Annotated in this window: 26 protein-coding genes and 1 pseudogene; 13 read left to right on the forward strand and 14 right to left on the reverse strand. The window is 46.2% G+C overall.

The features are described from left to right. Window position 1 precedes the first annotated feature (1 nt). From AB2U10_RS11480 to AB2U10_RS11495, 4 genes are all read left to right on the forward strand, one after another. Window positions 2-628, forward strand: a complete 627-nt coding sequence (locus AB2U10_RS11480; protein WP_367914845.1) for an HAD family hydrolase — start codon at window positions 2-4, stop codon at window positions 626-628. A gap of 224 nt (window positions 629-852) precedes the next feature. Further along, window positions 853-1,977 (forward strand): site-2 protease family protein, encoded by a 1,125-nt coding sequence (locus tag AB2U10_RS11485; RefSeq protein WP_367914844.1) that lies wholly within the window; start codon window positions 853-855, stop codon window positions 1,975-1,977. Then, entirely contained in the window at window positions 1,978-2,547 is a 570-nt protein-coding gene (locus AB2U10_RS11490) for a 1-acyl-sn-glycerol-3-phosphate acyltransferase (RefSeq protein WP_367914843.1), read from the forward strand. A 17-nt stretch (window positions 2,548-2,564) separates the two neighbouring features. Next, a complete protein-coding gene (locus tag AB2U10_RS11495; RefSeq protein ID WP_367914842.1) occupies window positions 2,565-3,734 on the forward strand; it encodes a trans-sulfuration enzyme family protein in 1,170 nt (389 codons plus the stop codon). Window positions 3,735-3,903: 169 nt separating this feature from the next. On the opposite strand, the gene AB2U10_RS11500 is transcribed toward AB2U10_RS11495, so the two are convergent. Next, window positions 3,904-4,569 (reverse strand): DUF2461 domain-containing protein, encoded by a 666-nt coding sequence (locus tag AB2U10_RS11500; RefSeq protein ID WP_367914841.1) that lies wholly within the window; start codon window positions 4,567-4,569, stop codon window positions 3,904-3,906. A gap of 139 nt (window positions 4,570-4,708) precedes the next feature. Between AB2U10_RS11500 and trpS the strand changes: the two genes are divergently transcribed. Genes trpS through AB2U10_RS11515 form a run of 3 tightly spaced genes read left to right on the forward strand, consistent with a single transcriptional unit; the run spans window position 4,709 to window position 6,705 of the window. After that, window positions 4,709-5,683, forward strand: coding sequence for a tryptophan--tRNA ligase (trpS, locus tag AB2U10_RS11505; RefSeq protein ID WP_367914840.1), 975 nt, complete (start codon window positions 4,709-4,711; stop codon window positions 5,681-5,683). Continuing rightward, complete coding sequence (locus tag AB2U10_RS11510; RefSeq protein ID WP_367914861.1) at window positions 5,683-6,273, forward strand: phosphatase PAP2 family protein; 591 nt, start codon at window positions 5,683-5,685, stop codon at window positions 6,271-6,273. Before trpS ends, AB2U10_RS11510 begins: the two co-directional genes overlap by 1 nt. 9 nt (window positions 6,274-6,282) lie before the next feature. Further along, window positions 6,283-6,705, forward strand: a complete 423-nt coding sequence (locus AB2U10_RS11515; RefSeq protein WP_367914839.1) for a DUF2147 domain-containing protein — start codon at window positions 6,283-6,285, stop codon at window positions 6,703-6,705. 42 nt (window positions 6,706-6,747) lie between these two features. On the opposite strand, the gene AB2U10_RS11520 is transcribed toward AB2U10_RS11515, so the two are convergent. After that, window positions 6,748-7,389, reverse strand: a complete 642-nt coding sequence (locus AB2U10_RS11520; RefSeq protein WP_367914838.1) for an HdeD family acid-resistance protein — start codon at window positions 7,387-7,389, stop codon at window positions 6,748-6,750. 253 nt (window positions 7,390-7,642) lie between these two features. Here AB2U10_RS11520 and AB2U10_RS11525 point away from each other — a divergent pair, with 253 nt between their 5' ends. After that, on the forward strand, window positions 7,643-8,911 hold the full coding sequence (locus AB2U10_RS11525) for a chloride channel protein (RefSeq protein WP_367914837.1): 1,269 nt from the start codon (window positions 7,643-7,645) through the stop codon (window positions 8,909-8,911). 59 nt (window positions 8,912-8,970) lie between these two features. On the opposite strand, the gene AB2U10_RS11530 is transcribed toward AB2U10_RS11525, so the two are convergent. From AB2U10_RS11530 to AB2U10_RS11545, 4 genes are all read right to left on the reverse strand, one after another. After that, window positions 8,971-9,882, reverse strand: coding sequence for a helix-turn-helix domain-containing protein (locus AB2U10_RS11530; protein ID WP_367914836.1), 912 nt, complete (start codon window positions 9,880-9,882; stop codon window positions 8,971-8,973). A 97-nt stretch (window positions 9,883-9,979) separates the two neighbouring features. Next, window positions 9,980-10,927, reverse strand: a complete 948-nt coding sequence (locus AB2U10_RS11535) for an NAD-dependent epimerase/dehydratase family protein (protein ID WP_367914835.1) — start codon at window positions 10,925-10,927, stop codon at window positions 9,980-9,982. 12 nt (window positions 10,928-10,939) lie between these two features. After that, complete coding sequence (locus tag AB2U10_RS11540; protein ID WP_367914834.1) at window positions 10,940-11,638, reverse strand: type 1 glutamine amidotransferase domain-containing protein; 699 nt, start codon at window positions 11,636-11,638, stop codon at window positions 10,940-10,942. 135 nt (window positions 11,639-11,773) lie between these two features. Beyond that, a complete protein-coding gene (locus tag AB2U10_RS11545) occupies window positions 11,774-12,412 on the reverse strand; it encodes an FMN-binding negative transcriptional regulator (RefSeq protein WP_493820537.1) in 639 nt (212 codons plus the stop codon). A gap of 161 nt (window positions 12,413-12,573) precedes the next feature. On the opposite strand from AB2U10_RS11545, the gene AB2U10_RS11550 reads away from it, so the two are divergent. From AB2U10_RS11550 to AB2U10_RS11565, 4 genes are all read left to right on the forward strand, one after another. After that, window positions 12,574-13,173, forward strand: coding sequence for a HEAT repeat domain-containing protein (locus AB2U10_RS11550; RefSeq protein WP_367914833.1), 600 nt, complete (start codon window positions 12,574-12,576; stop codon window positions 13,171-13,173). A gap of 82 nt (window positions 13,174-13,255) precedes the next feature. Further along, window positions 13,256-13,615, forward strand: coding sequence for a cupin domain-containing protein (locus AB2U10_RS11555; protein ID WP_367914832.1), 360 nt, complete (start codon window positions 13,256-13,258; stop codon window positions 13,613-13,615). A 33-nt stretch (window positions 13,616-13,648) separates the two neighbouring features. Continuing rightward, window positions 13,649-14,215, forward strand: coding sequence for a Crp/Fnr family transcriptional regulator (locus AB2U10_RS11560; protein ID WP_367914831.1), 567 nt, complete (start codon window positions 13,649-13,651; stop codon window positions 14,213-14,215). A 61-nt stretch (window positions 14,216-14,276) separates the two neighbouring features. Then, the gene (locus AB2U10_RS11565) at window positions 14,277-15,134 is read left to right on the forward strand and encodes an alpha/beta fold hydrolase (protein WP_367914830.1); all 858 of its coding nucleotides are present in this window, start codon (window positions 14,277-14,279) and stop codon (window positions 15,132-15,134) included. Window positions 15,135-15,140: 6 nt separating this feature from the next. On the opposite strand, the gene AB2U10_RS11570 is transcribed toward AB2U10_RS11565, so the two are convergent. The 6 genes from AB2U10_RS11570 to AB2U10_RS11595 form a co-directional block, all read right to left on the reverse strand. Next, window positions 15,141-15,920, reverse strand: a complete 780-nt coding sequence (locus tag AB2U10_RS11570) for a nucleotidyltransferase domain-containing protein (RefSeq protein WP_367914829.1) — start codon at window positions 15,918-15,920, stop codon at window positions 15,141-15,143. Beyond that, window positions 15,907-16,692 carry a CPBP family intramembrane glutamic endopeptidase gene (locus AB2U10_RS11575; protein ID WP_367914828.1) on the reverse strand — a complete coding sequence of 262 codons (786 nt, stop codon included), beginning with the start codon at window positions 16,690-16,692 and terminating at the stop codon, window positions 15,907-15,909. The genes AB2U10_RS11570 and AB2U10_RS11575 overlap by 14 nt, the downstream gene beginning before the upstream one ends. Window positions 16,693-16,708: 16 nt before the next feature. Then, window positions 16,709-17,458: a subclass B1 metallo-beta-lactamase gene (bla, locus tag AB2U10_RS11580; RefSeq protein ID WP_367914827.1), complete on the reverse strand. Its 750-nt coding sequence runs from the start codon at window positions 17,456-17,458 to the stop codon at window positions 16,709-16,711. Between the two features lie 570 nt (window positions 17,459-18,028). Further along, entirely contained in the window at window positions 18,029-19,222 is a 1,194-nt protein-coding gene (locus tag AB2U10_RS11585) for a S41 family peptidase (protein WP_367914826.1), read from the reverse strand. A gap of 170 nt (window positions 19,223-19,392) precedes the next feature. Further along, entirely contained in the window at window positions 19,393-20,223 is an 831-nt protein-coding gene (locus tag AB2U10_RS11590) for a BRO-N domain-containing protein (RefSeq protein WP_367914825.1), read from the reverse strand. A 133-nt stretch (window positions 20,224-20,356) separates the two neighbouring features. Further along, entirely contained in the window at window positions 20,357-20,773 is a 417-nt protein-coding gene (locus AB2U10_RS11595) for a helix-turn-helix domain-containing protein (RefSeq protein ID WP_367914824.1), read from the reverse strand. 526 nt (window positions 20,774-21,299) lie between these two features. Here AB2U10_RS11595 and AB2U10_RS11600 point away from each other — a divergent pair. Continuing rightward, window positions 21,300-22,536: pseudogene (locus AB2U10_RS11600) on the forward strand (IS256 family transposase). A gap of 50 nt (window positions 22,537-22,586) precedes the next feature. Here AB2U10_RS11600 and AB2U10_RS11605 read toward each other — a convergent pair. Both AB2U10_RS11605 and AB2U10_RS11610 read right to left on the reverse strand, forming a co-directional pair. Further along, window positions 22,587-23,777, reverse strand: a complete 1,191-nt coding sequence (locus AB2U10_RS11605) for a DGQHR domain-containing protein (protein ID WP_367914823.1) — start codon at window positions 23,775-23,777, stop codon at window positions 22,587-22,589. Beyond that, window positions 23,770-24,318, reverse strand: a complete 549-nt coding sequence (locus tag AB2U10_RS11610; RefSeq protein ID WP_367914822.1) for a hypothetical protein — start codon at window positions 24,316-24,318, stop codon at window positions 23,770-23,772. Before AB2U10_RS11610 ends, AB2U10_RS11605 begins: the two co-directional genes overlap by 8 nt. Window positions 24,319-24,347: the final 29 nt, after the last annotated feature.

Here is a 24,347-nt window from a genome sequence, read left to right on the forward strand (position 1 = left end):
TATGGCAGCAGGTATAAAGGCCGTGGTTTTTGACTTCGGTAATGTGATCATCAATATTGATTTGGAGCGGACGTTCCGGGCCTTTGCCGATCTTACCTTTAAGTCGCCGGACCGGGTAAAGAACCTCTTTGCCGAGGCCGGGATATTTCAGAAGTACGAAACCGGCTTTTATTCTGACGATGAGTTCCGCGATGTGGTACGCCAGACCCTCAGCTACCCCCTGAACGACCAGGAAATAGACGAGGCCTGGAATGCCCTGCTGCTGGATGTTCCGGCCGAAAGGCTGACCTACCTGGAGAACCTGCGGTTTACCTACCCTATCTACCTCCTGAGCAATACCAACGCTATCCATATCGAAAAGTGCCAGCAATATTTCAGAGCCCGGCACAATGTGCAGGACTTCCGGAAGCTCTTTAACCAGGTGTTTCTTTCCTACGAAATGGGACTTTGGAAGCCGGATTACAAAATTTACCGGAAAGTGCTGGATGAAACCGGTTTTAAGCCGGCAGAGGTGCTGTTCCTGGACGATAACCCGGACAATATTGATGCAGCCAGAGACCTGGGTATCAATTGTATCAAAATTGACCCGCCGGAATCGTTTACGGATATTTTGGGGAAGATACTTTGAGGGAATTGACAATGGATAATTGACAATTGACAATTGACAATGGACAATTGACGATTGACAATTTGCGATTGACGATTGATAATTTGCGATTAAACGTGGCGGGAACTTCGCCCCGGATTTCATCCAGGGGCTATGTAGATTGGGTTCCTACGGAACCATTATGGAGAACCCGGACCTAAGTACTCGGAACTAAGTACTCGGAACTCGGAACTAATAACTTACACATGAAAAAATACTGCCTGCACCTCCTTCTCTTCCTGGCTACCGTGATCACTACCACACTGGCGGGGGCGGAGTGGATATACGGTTCGTCGTTTCTGAGCGGACAAATGAACTTTGAGCAGTTTAAGCAGGGTTTCTGGTTTTCGGTTCCTTTCCTGGGGTTCCTGACCACGCACGAGTTCGGGCATTATTTCATGGCGAAGATCCGGAAAGTAAGGGTGACCCTGCCGTATTACATTCCCGGCTGGCTGGGGATATTTATGTCGATCGGAACCTTCGGTGCCTTCATCCGCATCAAAGATTATGTTACTTCCAAAAAAGATTATTTTGATATCGGCATAGCCGGGCCGCTGGCCGGTTTTGTGGTGGCGGTGGTTACGCTGATCCTTGGGTTTATTTATATGCCAGGCGATGAGTTTGTATACCGTATTCATCCCGAATATCATCAATACAACGGCAACTACCGGGAGCTGCTGAACAGTCCCGGAGATATCGGGCTGGAAACCATTACCCTGGGGAAAAGCCTGCTCTACCGCTTCCTGGAGAGCACTTTTGGCGATCCGGCCCTGCTTCCGCATCCGTATGAGCTTTCCCACTATCCTTTGATCCTGGCGGGCTTCCTGGGTTTACTTTTTACGGCCATTAATTTATTGCCGATCGGCCAGTTAGACGGCGGGCATATCCTCTACGCGCTGATCGGGCGGAAGGCCTTTCACGTGGTTTCGCCCGTGGCCCTGGTACTGCTGGTGGCGTATTCGGGGCTGGGAATATTCAGCCCGTACGATTTCTGGCTGGCACGGGGTTCAGAGCAATGGATATGGCCCCTGCAATTTTTATTCTATGTTTATTTTGTTTATTTGTGTTTTTCAAAGATATTTACTCATCGTACCCGTAACTGGGTGCTGGCCCTCAGTGTAGTTTTCGGACAATTGCTCCTCGTGAAGTATTTCCCCGGCATTAGCGGTTATCCGGGTTTCCTGGCATTCGGGTTCCTGTTGGGGCGGGTACTGGGTGTGTACCATCCGCCTACAATAGATAACGAGCCCCTGGGCGCAGGCCGTATACTTTTGGGCTGGCTGGCGATGCTGATCTTTGTCGTATGCTTTATTCCGTACCCTATAGCATAAATGAGGTTTCTACTTAAGCTTTTCTTCTACGGATCGGGCTGGAAAATTTCAGGAAATGTGGATCCGGCTGTCCGGAAGGCCATATTTGCCGTAGCCCCGCATTGGAAGAACAGCGATTTCTTCATTGGCTTGGGGACACGTGCGGCCATGAACCGGAAAATTGCCTACCTGGGGAAAGCCGAGCTGTTCCGTCCGCCGTTCGGATTCATCTTCCGGGCCCTGGGCGGGATTCCCGTTTACCGTTCACAAAACCGTAACCTGGTAGAAAGCCAGGTAGAGGCGGTGAAGGGGGCCGAAGATGCGCTGGTGGCCCTGGCGCCTGAAGGCACACGGAAGAATGTGGCCCGATTAAGATCCGGGTTTTACTACATTGCCCTCGGAGCCGGTATACCGGTGATCATGGTGGGTTTTGATAAGGAAAAGAAGGAAGTAAAGATCGCGGAACCGTTTTACCCCTCCGGCGATTTTAAGAAGGATATGCAAACCCGTTTTGTGCCCTTCTTTGAGCAGGTAGGCGGGAAGAAGAAAGACTGGGTACAGAACTATAAGGAAGGAAAATTTGATCATTAAACAATATACTTAAAAAGATGAAAAAAGAGACACAGGTTATCAAAATTCAGTCGGAAAAAACCCATAACCGGGAAAACTCCACCCCTCTGTACCTTACCAGCAGCTTCTGCTATGAAGATGCCGCGCAGGGAAAAGATTTGTTTGACGGCACGATATCCGGGAACATCTATTCCCGTTTTTCCAATCCTACCGTACAGGAATTTATTGACAAGATCTGTGTGCTGGAAGAGCTGGAAGACGGCGTAGCTACCGCTACCGGCATGGCGGCCGTTTTTGCGTGTTTCGGTGCTCATCTTGCGGCAGGAGACCACCTGGTTTCTTCCAAGGCCCTGTTTGGTTCCAGCCACCAGATCATTACGCAGATTCTTGTAAAATGGGGGATAGAATATACGTATGTAGATGCTTCGGCGCCTAAGGAGACCTGGGAAGCGGCCATTAAGCCGAACACCAGAATGATCTACCTGGAAACCCCCTCCAACCCCGGCCTGGAGATCGTAGACCTGGAGATGATTGGTGAACTGACTCAGAAGCATAACCTGATCTATTGTATTGATAACTGTTTTGCTACTCCCATCTTACAGGTGCCCAGCCGCTATGGCGCTAACCTGGTGCTGCACTCGGCCACCAAGTTTATGGACGGCCAGGGGCGTGTGCTTGGTGGTGTGGTAGTAGGTACCAAAGAGCTGATGGAGAAAGTACGTTTCTTTACCCGCCAGACCGGCCCTGCGCTTTCGCCATTTAATGCCTGGATTCTCTCTAAGAGCCTGGAAACCCTGAGCCTGCGCATGGAAAGACATTGCAGCAGCGCACTGAAGCTGGCCACGGCGCTGGAGAAAGTAGAAGGGGTGAAACAGGTGAATTACCCGTTTCTGGATTCTTTCGGTCAGAAAGACCTGGCAAAGAAGCAGATGAGTGCGGGTGGTGCCCTGATCACTTTTGAGCTGGAAGGCGGATTTGAGCGGGTAGTACGGTTTTCAAAGCTTCTGAAGGTGCCGTCGCTGACCTCCAACCTGGGCGATAGCCGGACAACCATCACCAACCCGTTCACTACCACGCACTCCAAGGTGCCGGCAGCAGATAAATATGCTTTGGGTATTTATGAAGGCAGCATGCGGGTGTCTGTAGGCCTGGAAGATATCGATGACCTGATTGAAGATTTCACACAGGCAATTGTGGGGTCAAAATAAGGAGTGCCGGAACGCGGTAGGGATGCCGGAAGTTTTCTTTGTGCACTTTGTGAAAACGCCTTAGTGTTCTTTGTGCAAAATATAATTTTTAAATTTGCACAAAGAACACTAAGAAAAGGCACAGAGGACACGACGATCAGGTCGACTTATTGCCTGTCTGGACAGAAACTTATGATTCCCCGTAAAACAATTCGTTGAGATAATCCAGGTAGGGTTTCAACACTTTCATGTGTTGCAGCAGGGTAGCTTTGAAGCCAGGCGATTTTACTTCCTCGTTGCTGAATTTTTTCCAGAAAAACATTTCCTTGTATCGAAGCAGATCGATATCCGGGTGGTCTTCGGCATAGCCTTTCGGGGCCCTTTTCAGCTTTTCGCCGTAAATCATCGGAAAGTGCTTTTTGAAGTCGTCTGAGAGAATGATCGCTTTCAGCGTATCGGGCGCATAATCGACTTCCTGGCGGAATTTGGCCAGCTGCCCGGCGGTGGGCTGCCACATGCCGCCTCCGATGAACGACTCATCATTCTGGAGATGAAAGTAATAATCTATTCTGCCGGAGTTACGTCCACCCGGACCGAAACCGGCAGCCAGGTGGGTTTTGTACGGGCTTTTATCTTTCGAAAAGCGTACGTCACGGTTGATCCGGAAGATGCAGTCCTTAACCTGGGTATCGTAAAAAGCGGGCTCAAAGGCCTTCACTTCCTGCAATACATCGTCGCAGAATTCCACGAAATTTTCCCGTGCGGAATCGTACAAAGCCCGGTTTTCGGTGAACCATTCCCGGTTATTGTTAGCGGCCAGTTTTCTTAAAAACGCAAAAGTTGGTTCGGCTATCATCTATTTTTCCTATTTTTGTGTAAGATACATCCAGGAGCATATTTAAACTTTATCCTTTGGGTTTATTTTGTAAAAAATAGGGCAAAATAAACGCTGAGAGTAAAATTTGGATAGGCTCTGATAGCATTAACCGAAAAATATGGCAAGAATTTTAACAGGGATTCAGGCAACCGGACGGCCTCATCTGGGCAATTTACTGGGTGCCATTGAACCTGCAGTGCAGCTTTCTGCTCAACCGGGAAACGAGTCTTTTTTATTTATAGCCGATCTCCATTCGCTTACCAGCATTAAAGATCCGCAGATACTGGAAGAGAACACCCGTGCGGTGGCATCGGCCTGGCTGGCCAGCGGGCTCGATACCGAAAAGACCGTGTTTTACCGCCAGTCGCGCCTGGCGCCTTACCATACCGAGCTCACTTGGTACCTGAGCTGCCTGACGCCGTATCCTATGCTGGCCAATGCGCATTCGTTCAAGGATAAGTCGGAAAAGCTTGCCGATGTAAATGCCGGTTTGTTTACCTATCCCGTGCTGATGGCGGCCGATATCATCCTGTACCAGGCCGATTACGTGCCCGTGGGCAAAGACCAGAAGCAACACCTGGAAATGACCCGCGACATGACCGAAACCTTTAACCGGGTATACGGTGAGACATTCAAAATTCCGGAGCCGCTGATCAACGAAGAAGTAATGACCATACCGGGTATCGACGGCCAGAAGATGAGCAAGTCGTATAACAATTATATTGATATTTTCCTGCCGGAAAACGAGCTGAACAAGGTGATCAAGAAGATCGTTTCTGATACCACACCACTGGAAGAACCCAAAAATCCGGATACCGACAATACCTTCAAGATCTTCAGCCTGGTAGGTACTCCGGAGCAGGTGGCAGAGATGCGGAAGAATTACCTGGCCGGCGGTTACGGTTACGGACATGCAAAAAAAGAGCTGTACGAAACCATCCTCACGCGCTTTGCCAAACACCGTGAGATCTATAAGTATTATTTTGAAAACCCGGCGGAGCTGGAGAAACGGCTGAAAACAGGAGAAGAGAAGGCAGGGGCCGTGGCCCGGAAAACCATCGGGGAAGTACGTAAAAAGATGCGGTTTGTTTGATGGAGACCCTGCTGGAACTGGATAAGAAGGCCTTTTTATGGCTCAACAGCTTTCATTCGCCGTTCTGGGATAACTTTTTCCTGGCTTATACCAACTCCAGGTCGTGGACGCCGGTGATCCTGGTCATGGTGTTCCTGTTGTTCAAAAACTTTTCCTGGCGACAGGCGTTGATTTATCTGGTGCTTATTGGGGCAGCGGTAGGCCTGTGCGATTTCATTGCCTCCGGCATATTAAAGTCTGCTTTTGAACGCCTCAGGCCCTGCCATGATTTCCCGGGAGAAATGACACTGGTAGGCAATTGCGGCGGGATGTACGGCTTTGCCTCGTCGCATGCAGCAAACAGCTTTGGGCTTTTTTCCGGCTTTTCCCGTGCTTTTAAAGGGAACAGGTATGTGTTCTGGCTGCTGCTGGCCTGGGCTATACTGATGAGCTATTCCCGCATTTACGTGGGGGTGCACCAGCCGGGTGATGTGCTGGCGGGGGCGCTGATCGGTATGGTGGTTCCGAAGGTGTTTTTTGATGTCTATGAGAGAATTGGCCGGACCAAGAATGGACCATTAATCTGGAAGACCCGTCACCGGGAAAACTAATTTACTCCTATGAAAAATACAATGGCTCTTCTCGCCCTTTCCCTGCTTCCTTCTTTTTTAATGGCGCAGGACATCACCCAGGGCTTGTGGTTCAATGAAGAAAAGGAAGCAAAGATCCGGTTCTACGAACAGGATGGCAGGCTTTACGGCAAGATCGTGTGGCTAAAGGAACCCCAGGCTAACGGGAAAGACAAAACCGATAAGAACAATCCCAAACCGGAATTGCGGAGCAAGCCTATCGTGGGCCTCGTAATCCTGACAGGCTTCGAGAAAGACGGTAAAAACTGGAAAAACGGGGATATTTATGACCCGAAATCCGGTAAAACCTATTCTTCCAATATCAAATGGGCGGGCGACAAGCAGCTGAATATACGCGGGTACATCGGAGTTTCGCTGATCGGGAAGACTACGAGGTTTACGCGGGCCGAGTAGAAAGAGACGGGACTGCTCAAAAGTACAGCCCCGTCATTGCTTTTAATTGCCGTTATTAAGGTTTTTGTAGTACTCTTCTTTCAGGCTTTCAATTTTGTCTTTCAGGTCTTTCTGCACTCTTCCGGGCAGGGTTTTCAGCTTCCTGAGCTGGAAGGCCAGCACAATGGCATTTACCCCTACAAAGATGAAAGAAAGCGCCGTCAGCACCACCAACGATACCCCGGTTACAATCGGATTAGCAATGAGCAGGAACGAAAAAATAATGCCCAAAACACTTACCAGGGCCAGGTTTCCCCATTTCAATACGCCATAATTCCTGAGCTCAAAGGCAAAGCCCAGGCCCTGAAAAGAACGGAACAGCAGGCTGAAACCTACGAAAAGCGGCAATGTGGCAGCGGCCATCACGGGGTGTATAACCAGCAGGATACCGATCAGCAGGCTGAAAATACCGCTGGCCAGGTACCAGCCCCAGCCTTCCAGCTCTCTCCGGTTTTCTATCGAAAACCAGATCTCCAGCACGCCCGAAAACAGGAAGGAATAGCTGAACAGCACCACCAGTGAGAGGTAGGTCATCTCGGGTACAGTGAAGATATATACCCCTAATACAATAAACAATACACCAATGATAGCCGGCGCGTACCAGTGTTTCACGGTGTTACGGATGGTTTTTAAAAATGTAGCCATAGGAATTAAATTGTTATTGGTTGAATTACAATTAAACGCAGGTTTAGGTCGGGAGGAAAGCGGTGATTTGATTGATGGAATAAAGATAGGGTATTTTTTTGTGCTTAGTAGAGAGAGATGTAAAAAATGTGCATCCCATACCGATACCCTGCAGGTCATTTCGGGCAAGGAGTAAATTGCTCCCCGGTTAGAGTTTATCCGGAAAAACCCCTTCTTTTTTATACTTTTGCAACAGATTACACCGTACGTAGGAATGGAACGAAAAAAAATAACGTATCATAATTTATTTAAGCTGGGTCTGGCATCTGCTTTGGTGAGCATCTGCAGCCTGATTTTAGTATTTGCCACTCAAAAACTGACAGAACATGCAGAGCATTGGGTTTTCGAAACCATATCTGCCACCCAAAAGCTGCTCTTCCTGTTTTTACCCACTACCGGGATAACAGCTATCTATTTTTTGCGGAAATTTCTCTTCAAAGGTCGTAAGAATAAAGGGATTACGGAGATTTATAAAACCCTTGACCAACGCAAAGACCATCTTCCGGGATTTAAAGTGCCCTCTCATTTGATCAACGGCTTTCTGACCGTAGCTACCGGGGGCTCGACAGGTATCGAAGTATCGTCTGTAGTGGCTACGGCCACGGTAGGCAATAAGATACATACGCAGAACTTCGCTGCGAATGTCTATAAAAGAGAGCTGATCTGTTCAGGGGTTACCGCTGCCGTATCCTTACTGTTTGCCAGTCCGCTGGCCGGCTTCCTTTTTGCTCTGGAAGTGATTTCCCGGAAAGCGGACAAATCGCTGTTCATAAGCTGCGGCATCTCTGCTTTGCTTTCCTGGGCTTTTATTCTATTGATGGGGTGTCAGACCCTGCTTCCTTTCCGGGTAGAAACCTGGCATGGATATGCGATGCCTTTATTCCTGGTGTTAAGCCTGATGGGCGGGTTGCTATCGGTTTATTTTACCTTGTTGGTCACCCGGATGAAAAAGCTGTTTGGCAATATCAACAACAATTTTTTAAGAGTAAATCTCGGTGCCGTTTCCGTTGGTGCTTTTATCCTGGTGTTCCCGGTATTGTACGGAGACAGCTATCACGGGTTGAAAGACATGTTAAGCGCTGCTGAAAACATTACTTTAGTAAGCCTGGCCATCTTGATTTTGCTCAAACCCCTGGCGGCTTCCCTCACGCTGGGCGCAGGTGGAGATGGGGGCGTCTTTGCACCCAGCATTGTAGCCGGTGCTTTTTTAGGGCTGTTGTTTGCCCGGATCTGCAACGCCCAGTTTGATATGCACCTGGTACCGTTGAACTTTGCATTGGTAGGGGCTGCAGCTACATTATCGGCTTCTATTTATGCCCCTCTGACCGCTTTGATCCTGGGGTGTGGCCTGGTTCCCAATGGCTACCAATTATTTATCCCGGTACTGGCCGGGAGCTTCGCCGCAAAATATTTTGCCGGGATGATCCTCCCTTACAATGTGTATACGTATGATTTTTATCTTGCAAAGAGCAACCCGGCTTGATTTTAAGCAAATACTACCATTCTTAGGTTAAGCGGGTAAGTAATGTTTCTTCAGAAACCCTAATTAAACGATGCCCGGAACTCCAGTGGTGAAACCGACGTGCGGTTTTTAAACAGGCGATGGAAGGATTGCGGATGCTCAAAGCCTAATTCATACGCGATTTCGGATACCGACATCCCGGTGAGAGACAACAGCTCTTTTGCTTTTTCGATCACCCGGTTCTGAATATGCTGCTGCGTGGTTTGCCCGGTTTGCACCCGCAGCATATCGCTCAGGTAATTGGGACTCAGATGAAGCCCGTCTGCAACAAACTGAACGGTAGGAATCCCTTTTTCTGCCAATTTGCCGCTTCTGAAATAATCATCCAGCAGGGCTTCCAGCTTTGTAAGGAGGTCGTTATTCACTTTCTTCCGGGTCAGGAACTGCCGGTTGTAAAAGCGGTCGCAATATTTCAGCAACAGCTCAATGTTGGATACCAGCAGGTCCTGGGTAAAGGCATCTATATTGGCGTCTGTTTCCCGGCTTATATTTTCTATGATATGCATGACCGAATTTTCCTCTTTTTCGGAAAGATGAAGCGCCTCATTGCTGGCATACGAGAAATACCCGTAGTCTTTGATTCCGGCAGCCAGGGAATATCCCTGCAAAAAATCAGGATGCACTACCAGCACAAACCCCTTCACCCCATTCAGGAGGATATCTTCAAACTGCATCACCTGGTGCGGAGCCATAAAATACATGATCCCTTCGTCAAAATCATAATAGTGCTGACCGTACCGGCATTTTCCGCCTGCGCAGTCTTTCTTTAAGGCAATCGCATAAAAATCGGTAGTAACGGCTTGGAGAATGGTTTCCGGCTGAAGTTTTACATCGTCAAAATTAAATACACTGATCAGCGGATGGGAGGGCCTCTGCAACCCTAAAAACTGGTGCAGGGCACTGATGGAGGAGATTTTTTCCGGTGTTTTCATAGGTATAGAATTAGTTCCGAGTAGTGAGTTCCGAGTAGTAATCGTTGACGTTCGGTGAGCTGTTAATTTCTCATAGTTACTGTTTTATCTTGCTAAGTTACTGCTTTTCTGTCCGGGATGAAAGCTGTTCGTTCCAGATCTGCTCTATTCCCTGCCTGTACGGAGTAACGGTAAAATCCGGGAAACGCTTTCTGAATTTTGAGTCGTCAAAAATATTATCGTGCTTATACCGGGGCAGTAATTCCAGCAGCTCTTTTACACTCGTATTGAAGAGCGCCCCGATGCTGAAAACAAATTCAGGTACTGCAAAGTATCTCAGTTCTTTACCGTAAACCTCAGAAGCCAGTGCAATGAATTCTTTATAGGTGGGGCGACTTTCATCCACCGGCAAATGCCAGGTCTGGCCAAAAGCATCCGGCGTGTTCCCGATCAGGGCGGTAGCCCGGCTTGCGTCCGGTGTCCAGATCAGGCTTCTTTTTTTAGCGGCCGATAGCGGCACTTTTAGTCTTTTCTCTGTTTCTATATTATTAAAAAACAATGTATTAGTAATGCTCTGTGTTTTCCCGGGGCCATAAAATTCAGGTGCGCGACAAATCACGGCTTCCAGTTCACCCGCCCGCATTGCCTTCAGAACCATTTCGGCCATTTCTTTTCTTACGGCTCCTTTTCTCCCCACGGGATCGAAAACGGTGTCTTCCCTGAGCACACGGCCATCCTGCGGATACATGTAGGTATTATCAAAAAACACCAGCTTAGCTCCGTGGATCCTGCAGGCGTCAATCACATTCCGCAGAATCAGTGGAAACTGCTGCTCCCACAGGTCAGAGCTGGCCGGGAGGCCCAGCGTGAAATAGGCTATTTCACTGCCTTTTACCGCTTCGATGGCTTCTTCCCGGATGGATAAATCTGCCGGGAAAACCTGGTCTGTATCATTTATTTTGTGAGGTTTGCGGCTTACAATCCGGATATTGGAGGTGAAATTTCTTTTTAATTCCCTGGCGATCTCTTCACCGATCTGGCCGTTGGCTCCTAAAATAGTCTGCATTTTTTCTGAATTTTAAATGGAAGCTTCCAGTTTACGCACCACCCCCTTCGCCATTTCTTTAGAGCTGAAGGGATTTTGCCCGGTAATTAAATTTCCGTCGGTCACCACTTTGGAAGTCATGGGAATAAGAGCTTTGGTGTAATCTGCACCTCTTTCTTTTAAAGATGCTTCCAGGTTGAACGGCACTTCTTTTTTCCGGTTGGCCAGGCTTTCCTCAAACCAGTTAAAGCCGGTAATGGTTTTATTCTTTATGAGGTATTGGCCATCGGATAATTTCACATTCAGCAAGCCGCCTACGCCGTGACAGATAGCGGCCACCAGCTTCCCGCTTTCATAGTGGTTTCGGATGATGGTTTGTATCACGGAATCGTCCGGGAAATCGTACATCGTACCGTGTCCGCCGGCCAGGTATACCAGGTCAAACTTTACGTCAGCCACCTCACTCAGGCTCTTGCTGTTGGCCAGTAATTCTTTGAAAGCAGGGTCTGCCCAGTATTTTTTTGAGACTTTGTCGAGCGTAAAGCGTTTCAGGCTTTCCGGGTCTATCGGCACATTTCCACCCTTGGGGCTGGCGATAGTGACTTCATAGCCCTTTTGCTTTGCCTCGTGATACAAGTGCGTCAATTCACTGAGCCACAGGCCGGTTTCCAGCTTCCCGCTGTCATACAGGCCGATATTGGTGACGATGATCAGGATTTTTGTGATGTCCATATTCTAATTATTTAACAGCACAAAGTTCGGGAAGATTTACAAAGGAAAAGTAGCCCAAACCGGGGATGTTGTAACAGAATCTCTGATGGCGCCCGATACCTTGTCTATCCGTAGCCAACTTGCCCGAAAAGTACATTAAATGATATTCTGCTGCATATAATCGGCAATTAGCTTTTCATTCGTGTCATTACTTCTGGAAAGTGCATCAATGATTCTTTGTCTTTCGGCTTCCGTTTTGTTTTGACTCAGTTTTTTCTTGGCCTGTAAACCGGTCACTATAATTTCAAATGCCACAATGCCGTTCGCCATTTTTGTTTTATAATCGTCCGGAAAATTGTCCCACTTTTGCCTGTAGGAGGTTTCGTAATTATCAATAGTGGCATTAAGGATTTCCAAAACCTGTTCTTTGTCTTCAATAACTTTGCCTTGCCCGTAAGCATGAACTGAAATGTAGTTCCAGGTAGGTACGTTTAATTCTTTGTCGTAGTGGGTGGGCGAAATGTAGGCGTGAGGTTCACTGAAAATAACAAGAACCGGATGGCTTTCAATGTCCTTCCATTGGCTGTTTGCCTTTGCAAAGTGGGAGGTCAGCACTATGTTTTCGTCCCGGACGGTTACGATGAAAGGCAAATGCGTCCCCACCGGCAAACTGTCTTTTGCCGTAATGATGGTAGCAAAGCTGAATTGCTTCATAAAGGCCACTATTTTATCTCTGTCAGTGGCTTCGTTTATTTTTGGGATGTACATTCGTGATAAAATATAGTCTTTCTGCATCAAACAGATACATATCTAAAGGTAAGTCAAAAGCGTGACAATAGCTAATGCTTAAAGTAAAATACAAAACCGGGAATGGGCTTGCCTGAAACTTCCCTATATTTGACAATATGACGCTGAAGTGCTTCTAAGAAGCATTTGTGAAAGGCGGATCCCTTATCATGGAAGAACTTATTGAGAACATCCTGAAAATCGAACACGGCTTCAAACACATTATGAAAGCCGGAGATATTCTTCTGGCCAATAAAACGCAAAATCATTTTGACCTGGCTGAACAGCTTCTGGCAGACCCTGCTTATCCGATCAGAATGCTGGCTGTTTATTTGCTGGGGCAGCTCTCTGCCGGAAATCCCCGGGCGCTCGCCCTTCTTGAAACCCGGGTGGCCGAAGACCCGAACTGGCGGGTGCAGGAGATGCTGGCTAAGGCATTCGATCACTACTGCAGGGTAACCGGCTATGAAAAGAGCCTGCCGGTGATCCGGAAATGGCTGGCCGACGAAAACCCGAATGTGAAACGGGCGGTCATTGAAGGGCTTCGGATCTGGACAAGCCGGCCGTACTTTAAAGACCACCCCGCCGTGGCCATAGAACTCATCAGCCGGCATAAGGCAGATGACAGTGAATACCTGCGGAAATCAGTGGGCAATGCCCTGCGGGATATCGGTAAAAAACACCCTGATCGGGTGCTTGAGGAAATTTCAACCTGGGATCTGACCGATAAAAAGACGGAATTTACCTGTAAATTAGCGCAAGGGAAATGAAATCCTGTAAAGCTTGGTTGAAGCCTGACCTGCCTGAAAGAGCCGTTTCCCGATGTAAATAGATAATTGTATACGCAAAACCATGGATAAAGTTAGCTTAGCTGAAAAATTCTCCCTGTTTTCTAAATACTGGTCGCCCAAAATTGCCGGTGAACTCAACGGGCAACATGTAAAGCTTGCCAAATTCAAAGGGGAGTTTGTCTGGCATAAACATGACTACGAAGACGAGATGTTTTTTATAGTGGACGGAACCCTGAAAATAGAATTCCGGGATAAGACCGTCACTCTTCACAAAGATGAGTTCCTGATTGTTCCGAAAGGCACGGAGCACAGGCCCGTAGCCGAAAATGAAGTTCTGGTGATGCTTTTTGAACCGGCCACCACCCTGAACACAGGCGATACGGAAAATGAGCTGACAAAACATCAGCTGGATCGGATATAGAGACCTGTTGAAATTCAGAAGAGCGGGAGTTTTATGGAACCATACGAATACTTCAAACTTTTTCACGAAATAAGCCCGGACGATTACCGACTGCTGACCGGCGAGCTCAGAACCAAAACGTTTAAAAAGGGCGACTTCCTCACCGTTCCCGGGCAGGTTCAGAAAGAGCTTTACCTGGTGAAAAGCGGGGTGCAGATGTCGTATTTTGACACTGACCGCAAAACGCATGTTGTGGCCTTTACCTATTCGCCTAACCTGTGCGCCATACCGGAGTCATTTTCATTTCAGACACCGTCTCATTATTTTCTGGCCTGCCTCACAGATAGCGAAATGGATTGCATCAGCTATAAGGCCCTTCAAATGCTGTTCGACCGGTCGCAACCGCTGGAACGGCTTTTCAGAAAAATGACTGAATTTGTTCTGGCAGGAGTGATCAACCGGCACATTGAGCTGCATTCACTGACCATGGAAGAGAGATATATCGCATTTTGTCGGAGAAGCCCGCACCTGCTTCAGCTCGTCCCCCATAAATACATTGCATCTTACCTGGGCATAGACCCCACCAATTTCAGCAAGCTGTATAATAAAGTAAAGTTCTGATGTTGGTATACACCAGGATTTGTCTGGTGCGGGAGGGTAAACTTTGTCCCAAAAAACAGGTATGCATTGGCTGGACAGATCGGAATATCCCTTTCCTTCTAATTACTTTGACATAAACGGGCATAAGCTTCATTACCTCGATGAAGGGCAGGGAGAAACCGTTTTGTTTGTGCACGGCACGCCTTCGTGGAGCTTTGATTTCCGCAACGTGATCAAAAGGCTGAGTCCGGGGTTTCGCTGTGTGGCTATTGATCACATTGGCTTCGGGCTTTCGGATAAACCGGAGCATTATGATTACTCTACCCAAAACCACAGCCGGACCCTTGAAGGATTTGTAGACGAGAAAAAACTGGAGAATATCACCCTGGTGGTTCATGATTTCGGTGGCCCTATAGGGCTGAATTTTGCTATTCAGCATCCCGAAAAAATAAAGAACCTGGTCATTCTTAACTCCTGGCTATGGAGCAGCAAGGAGGACCCCGACTTTATCCGGCTGAGCAGAATGTTGAAAAGTCCGTTGCTCCCTTTTTTGTACCGATATCTTAATTTCTCGCCCCGGTTTATCCTGCCTCAGTCGTTTGGCGATCGCAAAATTTCAAAGCGTCTGTTAAAGCAATACGCCCGGCCGTTTGCCCATAAGACAGAACGAAACGGAGCCCTGGCCTTTGCCCGGTCCTTACTGAACGACCAAGAGTGGTTTGAAGAGCTCTGGTGCAGGAGAGAGGCTATTTCAACGAAGCCGGCCCTGTTTATCTGGGGAATGAAAGATCCCGTGATCAAATCCCGTTACCTGGATAAATTTGTTTCGGGGTTTCCGGATTCAAAGGTCTTCCGGATGGAAACCAGCGGACACTTTCCGCAGGAGGAAGAGCCGGAAAGGGTGGCAGAAGCTATTTTTGACTTTCTGACGGGCCGTTGAGTATAATTAACTCTTTTCTATTTCCTCAAAGTACAGCATCACCCGCTTCTCCGTTTCGGTTTTTAACTCCACTGAAGAGTCAAAAAGGCCGGTTCTTAAGTGACGGTAGAGCTCTACGGCGCTTCGTAAGCCGGCCAGTAGCGATGTTTTATCATAGGCGGGAATGGTAGATTGCAGGGCCCGGAAGTCTTCCGGTTGTAATTCTGTTTCCACCTTTCGTACTCCCCGGGGCAGGTTGCCGTTTTTGATGTGAAGCAGGGGCCCGAAAACCGTCATTCGTAAGAATCCTGAAAAGTCACGAGCTTCCATGTACTCGCCCCGCCCGATTTTCAGCAGGGCGTAATGCACCCAGGTCCAGAATCTGTCTTCGATCCACTGGTAACCGGGGTAGGGGAAAACAGCCGTGGTTTTGTCCATCACCGATTGAAGCCGCCGTTCCTTGTCGAGCAGGATTACCGGGTCTTCAACGCGCGACTCCAGCTCTTCCGGCGTCAGGAACTTAATATCCACATGCAGGAGAGGGCTATCATACAGGCATATCAGCAACCGCGGTTCTCCTACGTGCTCACCGGTAAAACCCGAAAGGAAATTCCCCAACTTTTCAGCATACGCCAGCATCTTGTTTTTATCATCTGAGATTCTTTCCCGGGTAACCAGGATAAGGTCAAGATCTGAAAACTCGTCCAGCTGACCGGTCTGCCAGGAGCCACCCACGGCCAGGCCAACGACATTTTCGTCGGCTTCTAAAATCCTTTTGGCCTTATTGGCAAATTCAACTTGGATCATATCTTTTAAATAGTAAGGTCTGATGGGTAATCACAAGCTTTTGCTTCTTTTTGTACAAAATGGTGAACACGATGGCCGTAAGAATGGTCAGCCCTCTGAAAATATTGGCTTTTATATCTCCCAGGGCGGAACTGTCTACCTCAAACAGGCTCCAGGCCAGGTTCATCAGCGTGTGGGTCAGTATCGGTACCCACAGATTATAGTTCCATTCCACATATAGCCACGCGAAAAATACCGCGCCTGAAAAGGTGACCATGAATATCCCGATCAGCTCACCGGTATCCCGGCTCTGGTAGAGATGTCCGGAGGCAAAAATCACTGCTCCCAACAGGACGGAAGTAATAAAGCCCAGGCGGGTTTTCTGGAACAGCTGCCCGAAAAGAAACCCTCTGAAGTATAATTCTTCCATGAAACCGGCCACCAGCGTACCCGCTATTAAATTCTGAACATCGGGCTGCGTGTCGAGCCGGAAGAAGAGAAAGCCCCCGATAAACATGGGTAGCACAAAAAGCAGGCTGACACCTGCTGCGGTCAAAATACCGGAAGAAAGCCCGAGGCTTTTGAATATCCCCTCTCCCCGGTTGATAAGCCAGGTACCGGCAAAAACAGGGATGCCTATAATGAAATAGGTCAGGATATAGCTTATCAGTCCCTGGTGCGTGATTTTATCCAGCCCCAGTTTTATGGGTTTAAAGCTCAAAAAGAGCAAATGATAAAGCGCAAAACAGATAAAGACGATAATAACGGTTCTAAGGGTTTCTTTGGATTTCATTTTGTGTTTTGGTACTTCAGGGTGTCTTAAACAGCTTTATGGTATAGTCCAGCAAGCGGCTGTCGCCATATTCTCCGTGCCCGGGAACAACAATTTTTACGTCCGGGTAGGTCTTTTTAACTTTTTCTACCGTACCTGGCCAGGCGTTCACATTAGCGTCGCCCAGAAAACCTTTACCGGCATCGAGCTCTTTGATCAGGCACCCGCCGAACATTACTTTTTCACTCGGGAAATACCCTATCACATTGTCTTTTGTATGCCCTTCGCCGAAGAATTTTGCAATGATATTTTCCCGGCCTACCTTTAAGATAAGTGAATCGCTGAAACTGTTCCGGGGAACAATGAGGTCATTTTCTTTCGCCAGCGCAATGGTTCCGGAATAGGCATAAGAAGGAACACCCTTTTCATGAAATGCACGTAGCCCGCCCAGGCAGTCATTATGAAAATGGGTGGGGATAACGGCATTTATTTTACAGTGAAGTGTTTTCCCTATCCACCTGATCAGTTCATCCGTGCTTTTGTCATTGGTGGGAGTGTCGAAAATAAGGGTTTCGCCGTCATCTCTCACGATGAGGCCGTTGCAGGGAACATTTCCGAAATCCTGTGTTTGCAGGAAGGAAGTATGTTCAAAGGTATTTTCGGAAATCCGGGTAATGACCAGCTCCTCCGAGCGGTAAACCTCTTCGGGGGCGAATGCTTCCTGTTTCAGAGCGTTGCAGCACAGGGCGGTTAAAGCTACGGCCATGAATAGTAAAACAGGCTTCATTTTTTTATGGCGTATAAACGTTTCAGTCTGCATAAGAGGTGGTACCGGTTTCGAGATCAATATATTCAAACTTTTTGTATTGGCAAAATAACCCTGTTTCTTTATCTGCGCTGACATGAAATTCAAAATACACCGGAGCGATATGGGTCAGGGGGATATAACCGGTTTGTCTTTCAGTTCATTTTGCAGTCTTCAGGGAAGAGTTTTCAGTTTCCTGAGCTGGAAGGCCAGCACAATGGCATTTATACCCACAAAGATAAAAGCGACGGATGTCAGTAGTACCAACGATATACCGGTGATGATCGGATTAACAATGAGCAGGGATGAAAAAACAATACCCCAAATGCTCACAATAGCCAGGTTTCCAGCATACCGGAAAACACGAAGGAATAGCTGAACAGTGATGCCAGTGCGAGGTAAGTTATCCTTCATTTTGATGCTGAGAGGGACGAGGTAGCGCAGGTGCAGGGGGATTACAGGGAGGTGTTCAGGAAGTGGGAGTGAACTACGCCCTTTTCCTGACAAACCCGTGGGCTAATGCTACCACATGCCTGTACCGGCCACACGGTTTCACTTCTGACTTCTCACATATTCTATGGCCTCATCTATTCCCGCGCTAAAGTTTTTTATGGAGTACTCTATTTTTACATCGGGTTTCAAGGCGCCTTCGTACCCTTTCCAAACTTCCCAGTACCGGGTAGAGTAGCCAACCGTAACCCGGGAATTAGGCAGCTGAAATCCGCGGGTTTCACCGTAGTGATTTACATTTCCGCTGGTAGCCTGGCCAACGAGAACCGACTGGAAATTTCTTTTCAGGTTAACGGCATTCATTAAGGCGGAAGAGAACGTGCTTTTGCCAATAAGCACATAGAGTCTGCCTTTTTGATTCAAATAACTGTCACGTAAATGATCCAGGAAGGGGTTCAGAATGCCGGAATTGCCGCCGCTGTTGTTTCGGAGGTCAACGATTATTTTTTTCGGTTTTTGACTATCTATAACCTGCCAAAGGTCATTGTTGAAGTCTTCAAAGGGTTTCCCTGTCTGTTCTGCGCAGTTCTGGTAATTGAAATACAAAACCTCACCGTTATCGGTTAAGCGGTACCAGTAGTTGTCGGGTTGACTGTTTTTCAGTAGCGGAGCGGAGACATCCAGTGATAAGTTTTCCTTTTTCACGGCAGATACCGCGTAAGGGGTGTCGTCCAGCAGGAAATGAGCAGATTCGTCGGCCGGGGTAACCCGGAGTCCTTTCAACACCCGCGGCTGTGCCACAAGATGCTGGAAATACGTATCAAAATAGGCAGGGTTTTCAGTATTAATCATTTTTTCAAACTGCCCGATCAATGCCTTCGTTGAGGTGTTTTCAATGCCGTCGAGCCGTTTACCCAGCAGACCTGCATAGGCAGAAGCGGTATGGGTTACAAAAATGCCTTCCCTGAAAAAGTCAAACTTCAGCGGAAAGACTTCCCTGTAGGTGGGTTCAAGCCGGGTGTGTTCATCCCCGATTCCCCGGAAGAGCTTATAAAGCTCTATTTCAAAGCTTTCGTTGGTTAAACCGGGACTTTTCAGCTCAATAGCGGCGATTTTACTATGGAATTCCTTTTCAGAAATCTTAGCAAACAGGTTAGTATGCCTTTTAGGGAGCTCGCTTTTTAAATATTCTAAATCTTCAATAAACTGCTTTGGCGACAGACCCTCCTGATTTTGGGAGAAACCGGTATGGGCAAACAAGAGGTGGACAAAAATCAGTAAGACTAGCTTTTTCATATATTGCTTTTCAGATCAGATGCGATAAAGTGTGTCGGGGTTGCATGAAGATTTTTATTTGCAAGGGTAGGTACAGTTTGTACCTATCCTTCCGGTAATGTCACTTTGCAAAATGTAAAGCAAGCAGAAGCCGGCAGAAACATAGTTTTATTGTAGGAAAAACCAGGTATTTATTTTTTAGTAATCTGCTTTTTCTGTTGCGTTTCCGGAAGGAAGTTTTGCTCAGATACTACCTTTTGCCCCGTTTTACTTTCCAGTTCTTTTCTTGCATTGCCTGCCACAGCTCCGCCTTGCCTGGCAGCTTTTGTGTTTTCGTCAAACCCTTCCGGGTTTTGCGTCTTTACGATGGCTGTGGTAGATGCTTCGCCCAGCATGGAGAATATGAGCTCCAGGTCGGTCATATGGTCACGCAGATTCTGGCTTTTGAGCCCTTTCACCTTTTTATATTCTGATGGTGTGAGTCCGAAAGTGGCTTTAGAAATTTCTGAAGTCAGAATAGCATACTCTACGTGTTCTTTTACACCGTGGCTTTTCCACTCTTCGGTCAGTTCTTCGCGGATGGCTATGCTTCGCATCCGTTTTTCGATCCAGTCATCAGGGTAACCTTTCAATTTATAAAGTTCACGGGTGCGTTGAGTAGCCAGTTCCGGGTTTTCTATTTCTTCCAGCCTTTCTGCCCCTACCTGTGCCAGCCAAAGTTTAAAGGGCTCTGCTTTGGGCGATGGGATAGACTGGATGATGCGTAAAAGGCCTTTGGTGTCAGAGGCCTGTATCTTTCGTTTTTTGCCATCGGATGCCCGCATTTCAACCAGGGTACAAATTGTACCCCAGTTGCTTTTAAGTTGTTCATCGCGGCTTAACATCCTTTTGATATACTGCTTTATATCAGTACTTTCGGTTAATGTTTCTACTACATCCTGAACGGAGAAATACCATTTCTGTTCCGTTTCATCCCAAACAGAACGGATTTGTTTGCTTTCAAAAAGTTTGATGTTGCTCATAATAGTGAATTTTTAAAAATAAGAGGATGGAAATAATCAGTGCTATAAATCAGGCTTTAGAAGCCTGCATATGTGGAAGTCAGGTCAGAATATATGCTTGAGTTTCGTTTCCTGAAGTCTTAGGATACAAATCTTATTTTGCCTTAATGAGCTGTTCAAGCCGGGCAATCATTTCATCCTTTTCTTTCAGCATCCGTTTGTAGAGTGCCATCTTTTCTTCGTGGAGCTGCTTTATTTCTGTAAGAGGGTTAATGTTAAAAGTGGAATTCGGGTTTCCCACATATGCATTATCTCCAAAAGTATTAGCAATCACATTCACGGCCTGTTCCTCATCAAAATTTTGAATTGCTTCTACAGGAATTTTCAATGCCCCCGAAATTTGTTGTAGCAGTGCCGTGTCAATGGTCTCTTTCTGTTCCAATAAAGAAATCTTTTGCTGGTTCCAGTCTTCTCCCAGTTCGAAGGCCAGGGCGTCTTGCTTGATGCCGAGCATTTCTCGAAAACGTTTCACGTTGCGTCCTTCATGGATTTTCTTAGCGGCTTGTGTCATAGCTTAAAATAGTTTTTGGTTGTTATTAGATAAGGTTTTGACCAATATGTACTTCCGATAATTGGGCTGGATAAATCGGTAGAACTGTCCGAAGACAAAAGTAGTGTTTGTTTGGGTAAAAGAACAAATATAAAGTTATGTAAAAAACGGGAGAGTAGCTAATTTTTTGGTGTAAAGTACATAGAAATTATCTCCGATTAAGTTTTCGTTTTAAATGTTTATTTGAAAGATATTAAAATTCTACTCTTCGTCTACTGTTTGGAGAGATGTCAAATATGTAGTTCGTAGGGCGGATACCAAGAATAAACCTATTGGTGCGACAATGATGGGTCTAAAGAACAGCTTAATTTATTGCAGGAAAAAATTGATGCTATGAAGAGTTTTATATCAAAAATTCCAGTCAATATCTACAGTCTGTTTTAAATTACAAATGAGTTTTAAATTACAAATGAGAGTGTAACACCAACTGTGTCACGGGATAAATCGAGAAAATAGTTTTAACTTCGAAATATCAAGTGACATGCTAATGAAAGAGAAAGAACCATTTGACTTCGCTCGCTTCAAGGACGAGGCGATGGAAGGCTTGTATTCCGGCAAGAAGGCGGTAGGCACAGATGGTGTTTTTGCCCCTTTGCTGAAACACCTACTTGAGTCTATGGTGGATAGGGAACTAAATAACCATCTATCGGAAGAAAAAGCCGGCGGCCAAAGTAACCGGCGCAACGGCAAAAGTAGAAAGACAGTCAGGAGCCTTAGTGGCGGCAGTCTCGAGTTGGAGACTGGCCGTGATCGGGAAGGCAGTTTTGAACCCAAGATTGTACCCAAACGTTAGCTAATTATCAGCGAGGAACTGGAAGGCCATGTTTTAAGCATGTATGCACGTGGAATGGGTACACGAGCCATCGGTGATTATATCCGGGAAATGTATGCCATGGAGATATCAGCGACAGAGATATCGCGGGTTACTAATGCAGTATTTCCGCAGATCACCGAATGGCGGAACCGTCCTCTGGATGCTGTGTATCCCTTTGTGTTCCTGGACTGTATGCATTACAAGATCCGGCATAATGGATCGGTGGAAACCCGGGCAGTTTACAACATTCTGGGCGTTGATATTGAGGGTCGTAAAGATCTGATCGGCCTCTACCACTAGGAGAATGAAGGAGCTAAGTTCTGGCTTTCTGTGCTGACAGATCTAAAACAGCGGGGTGTAGAGGATATCCTGATTGCCTACATTGATGGGCTGAAAGGCTTTCCTGAGGCCATGGCATCGGTCTTTCCTAATACCCGTGTGCAGCTTTGTATTGTTCACCAGATCCGCAGCAGCATGAAGTATGTTCCAGATAAGGAGAAAAAGGCCGTTATGGAAGATCTCAAGCTTGTTTACAAAGCCGTCAACGCTGAACAGGGCTATGAGCGGCTGTTGGAATTCGAGGAAAAATGGGGCGGGAAATATCCACTCGCGGCCAAATCCTGGCTTCAGAACTGGGATAATCTATCCACCTTTTTCGAGTATAGCGAGGATGTCCGTAAGGTTATTTACACGACCAATCCTATCGAGGGAATGCACCGACAGGTACGTAAAATCACGAAAACTTAAGAGTGCTTTCACTTCTGAACAGGCCCTGCTGAAACTGATGTATCTGGTCATTAGGGAGATAACCAGGAAATGGACGATGCCTCTCCAAAATTGGGGCTTGACCGTCTCGCAATTATACATTAAATTTGGTGACAGATTAAGGCTGGGATGGGATAGTATTTAGAGTAAAATCCAGATGACACAGTTCACGTTACACTACCTTACAACCAATTCTTATGCCTTTAAATCAGCAATACTTTTTTCTCCAGTCAAAAGTTTGTAAAATGCAGACTCTCCACCGCTGCCAGGCTTAAAATTTCCTGAGGTGAAATCGCTATCTGTAACCTTCAAACGGGAAAATATACCTTGAAAATCTTCAATGCTAGGAATCGTACCAATATCATCTCCTACTAAGGATAAGTAAGCTACTCTTAGGTATCTCATAAATGCTTTGAAAGCGTTAGATCTCGGTAGGATATTTCCTTCTTGATCTTTATTCGCCCATGCTATTGGCCATTGCGATTCAATACTACTAAAATAATTATAAATAATAATAGCTATATCGTTGTCTCTTTCGTTAATAAATAAGTTTCGGAACGGAAACTTTCTCAATTCTGGAAGCTCCATTTTACGTGGAGTTTTACCTTTCATATATAGTGTTCTATCTGCAAATGGATCAGGCGAAATTAACTTAATCAATGATTCAACGAAACCCGCTTGAGTGAGCGGTTCTGAGGTTTCTCTACCCTTAGTCTTAACCCCAAGTCTTTTTATCCTTTCGTAAAGAGGACTTCTTTTTTCTGCACTGTCTAGTGCTACAGCAATTTGGTGACATGTTCTGAACGGGCTTCTCGTTTTGGATAAACCCTCAAGATCATAAACCAAACTCTTATTTACCTTAGTTTGAGCTAAATTAACGGTAGCGAATATATTTGCCTGTTCATCAATATCCAATCCAACAAATACTACAATATTAAATTGAAAACTCTCACCCAAGTCATTTAAGTTTGCATCGAAGTTATGATTATTATCTAAGAAAGCGCCAATTCGGTGTTGTCCATCTAGAACTTTTGCAACTTTAGTAATTGGAATGGAATCCTCTTCGTAATCTGCATTATAGCTTTTTAATGTAAGGGTTCCATTCTGATCGTACTCAGCACAATTCTGATCTATCGCTAATACAATTCCAGTGGGGAAAGCGGCGTCAGGTGACCTCAAATATTGCTTGATTTTTTTAACCCTATCCTTATCCAATGGTCGCTGAATGCCTAAATATTTTTCAACATCTCTCTGTTCGCCTTCAATACGTCTTACATCAGAATATGAAATAGAAACTAGGTCTCTAGCATTGATGCTACCGATAAAAAATTCACCCATTGGTTGGATTAATTTTATTACAGAAAAACTAATATGATTTCTATCCATTATTATTTAAACTAGCTGAAAACTTATCGTTGAAATCTTCTTGTTGATTATTTCTATTAGCACTCCAGTTAGAATAACTTCCATGATAAATTGAATATATTCTAAAGAGCACAGTGATAGTAAGAAACACTATTGAGAGCTTGTAGTAAAGGTCAAACTCATGCTTATCTAAATTGATTTCTGGAACCCATTTATTTTTTGCAATTAAATAAAGTGCTATAGTGCATGCATAAATGAAGAATGTTGAGAAAAAGAAAATCCTTACCAAAGGTAATCTATACCCCGAGCCTTGAGTTTTTACCAGTAGATATATGGATGGGGCAATAAAACTAAGGCAATAAGAGAGTATCTCCCCAGGAATGATCTTCTCCTTGAACGCATTAGGTATATTGTTTAATCGTAATGAAGCAATTATTATGTTTAATATTAGAGGTATAAATGCAATGAATGTCATCCATAAAACTTCTTGGGAGCTTCTCCCAAGAGCCGGGTAGTTGATTTCTGTAAAATATGCACCAATGCTGCGAAAGACTTTTTTCATATCATACCCCGTTAGGTAAAGAATTTATA

This window comes from Leadbetterella sp. DM7, assembly GCF_040829825.2.
Lineage (GTDB): Bacteria > Bacteroidota > Bacteroidia > Cytophagales > Spirosomataceae > Leadbetterella.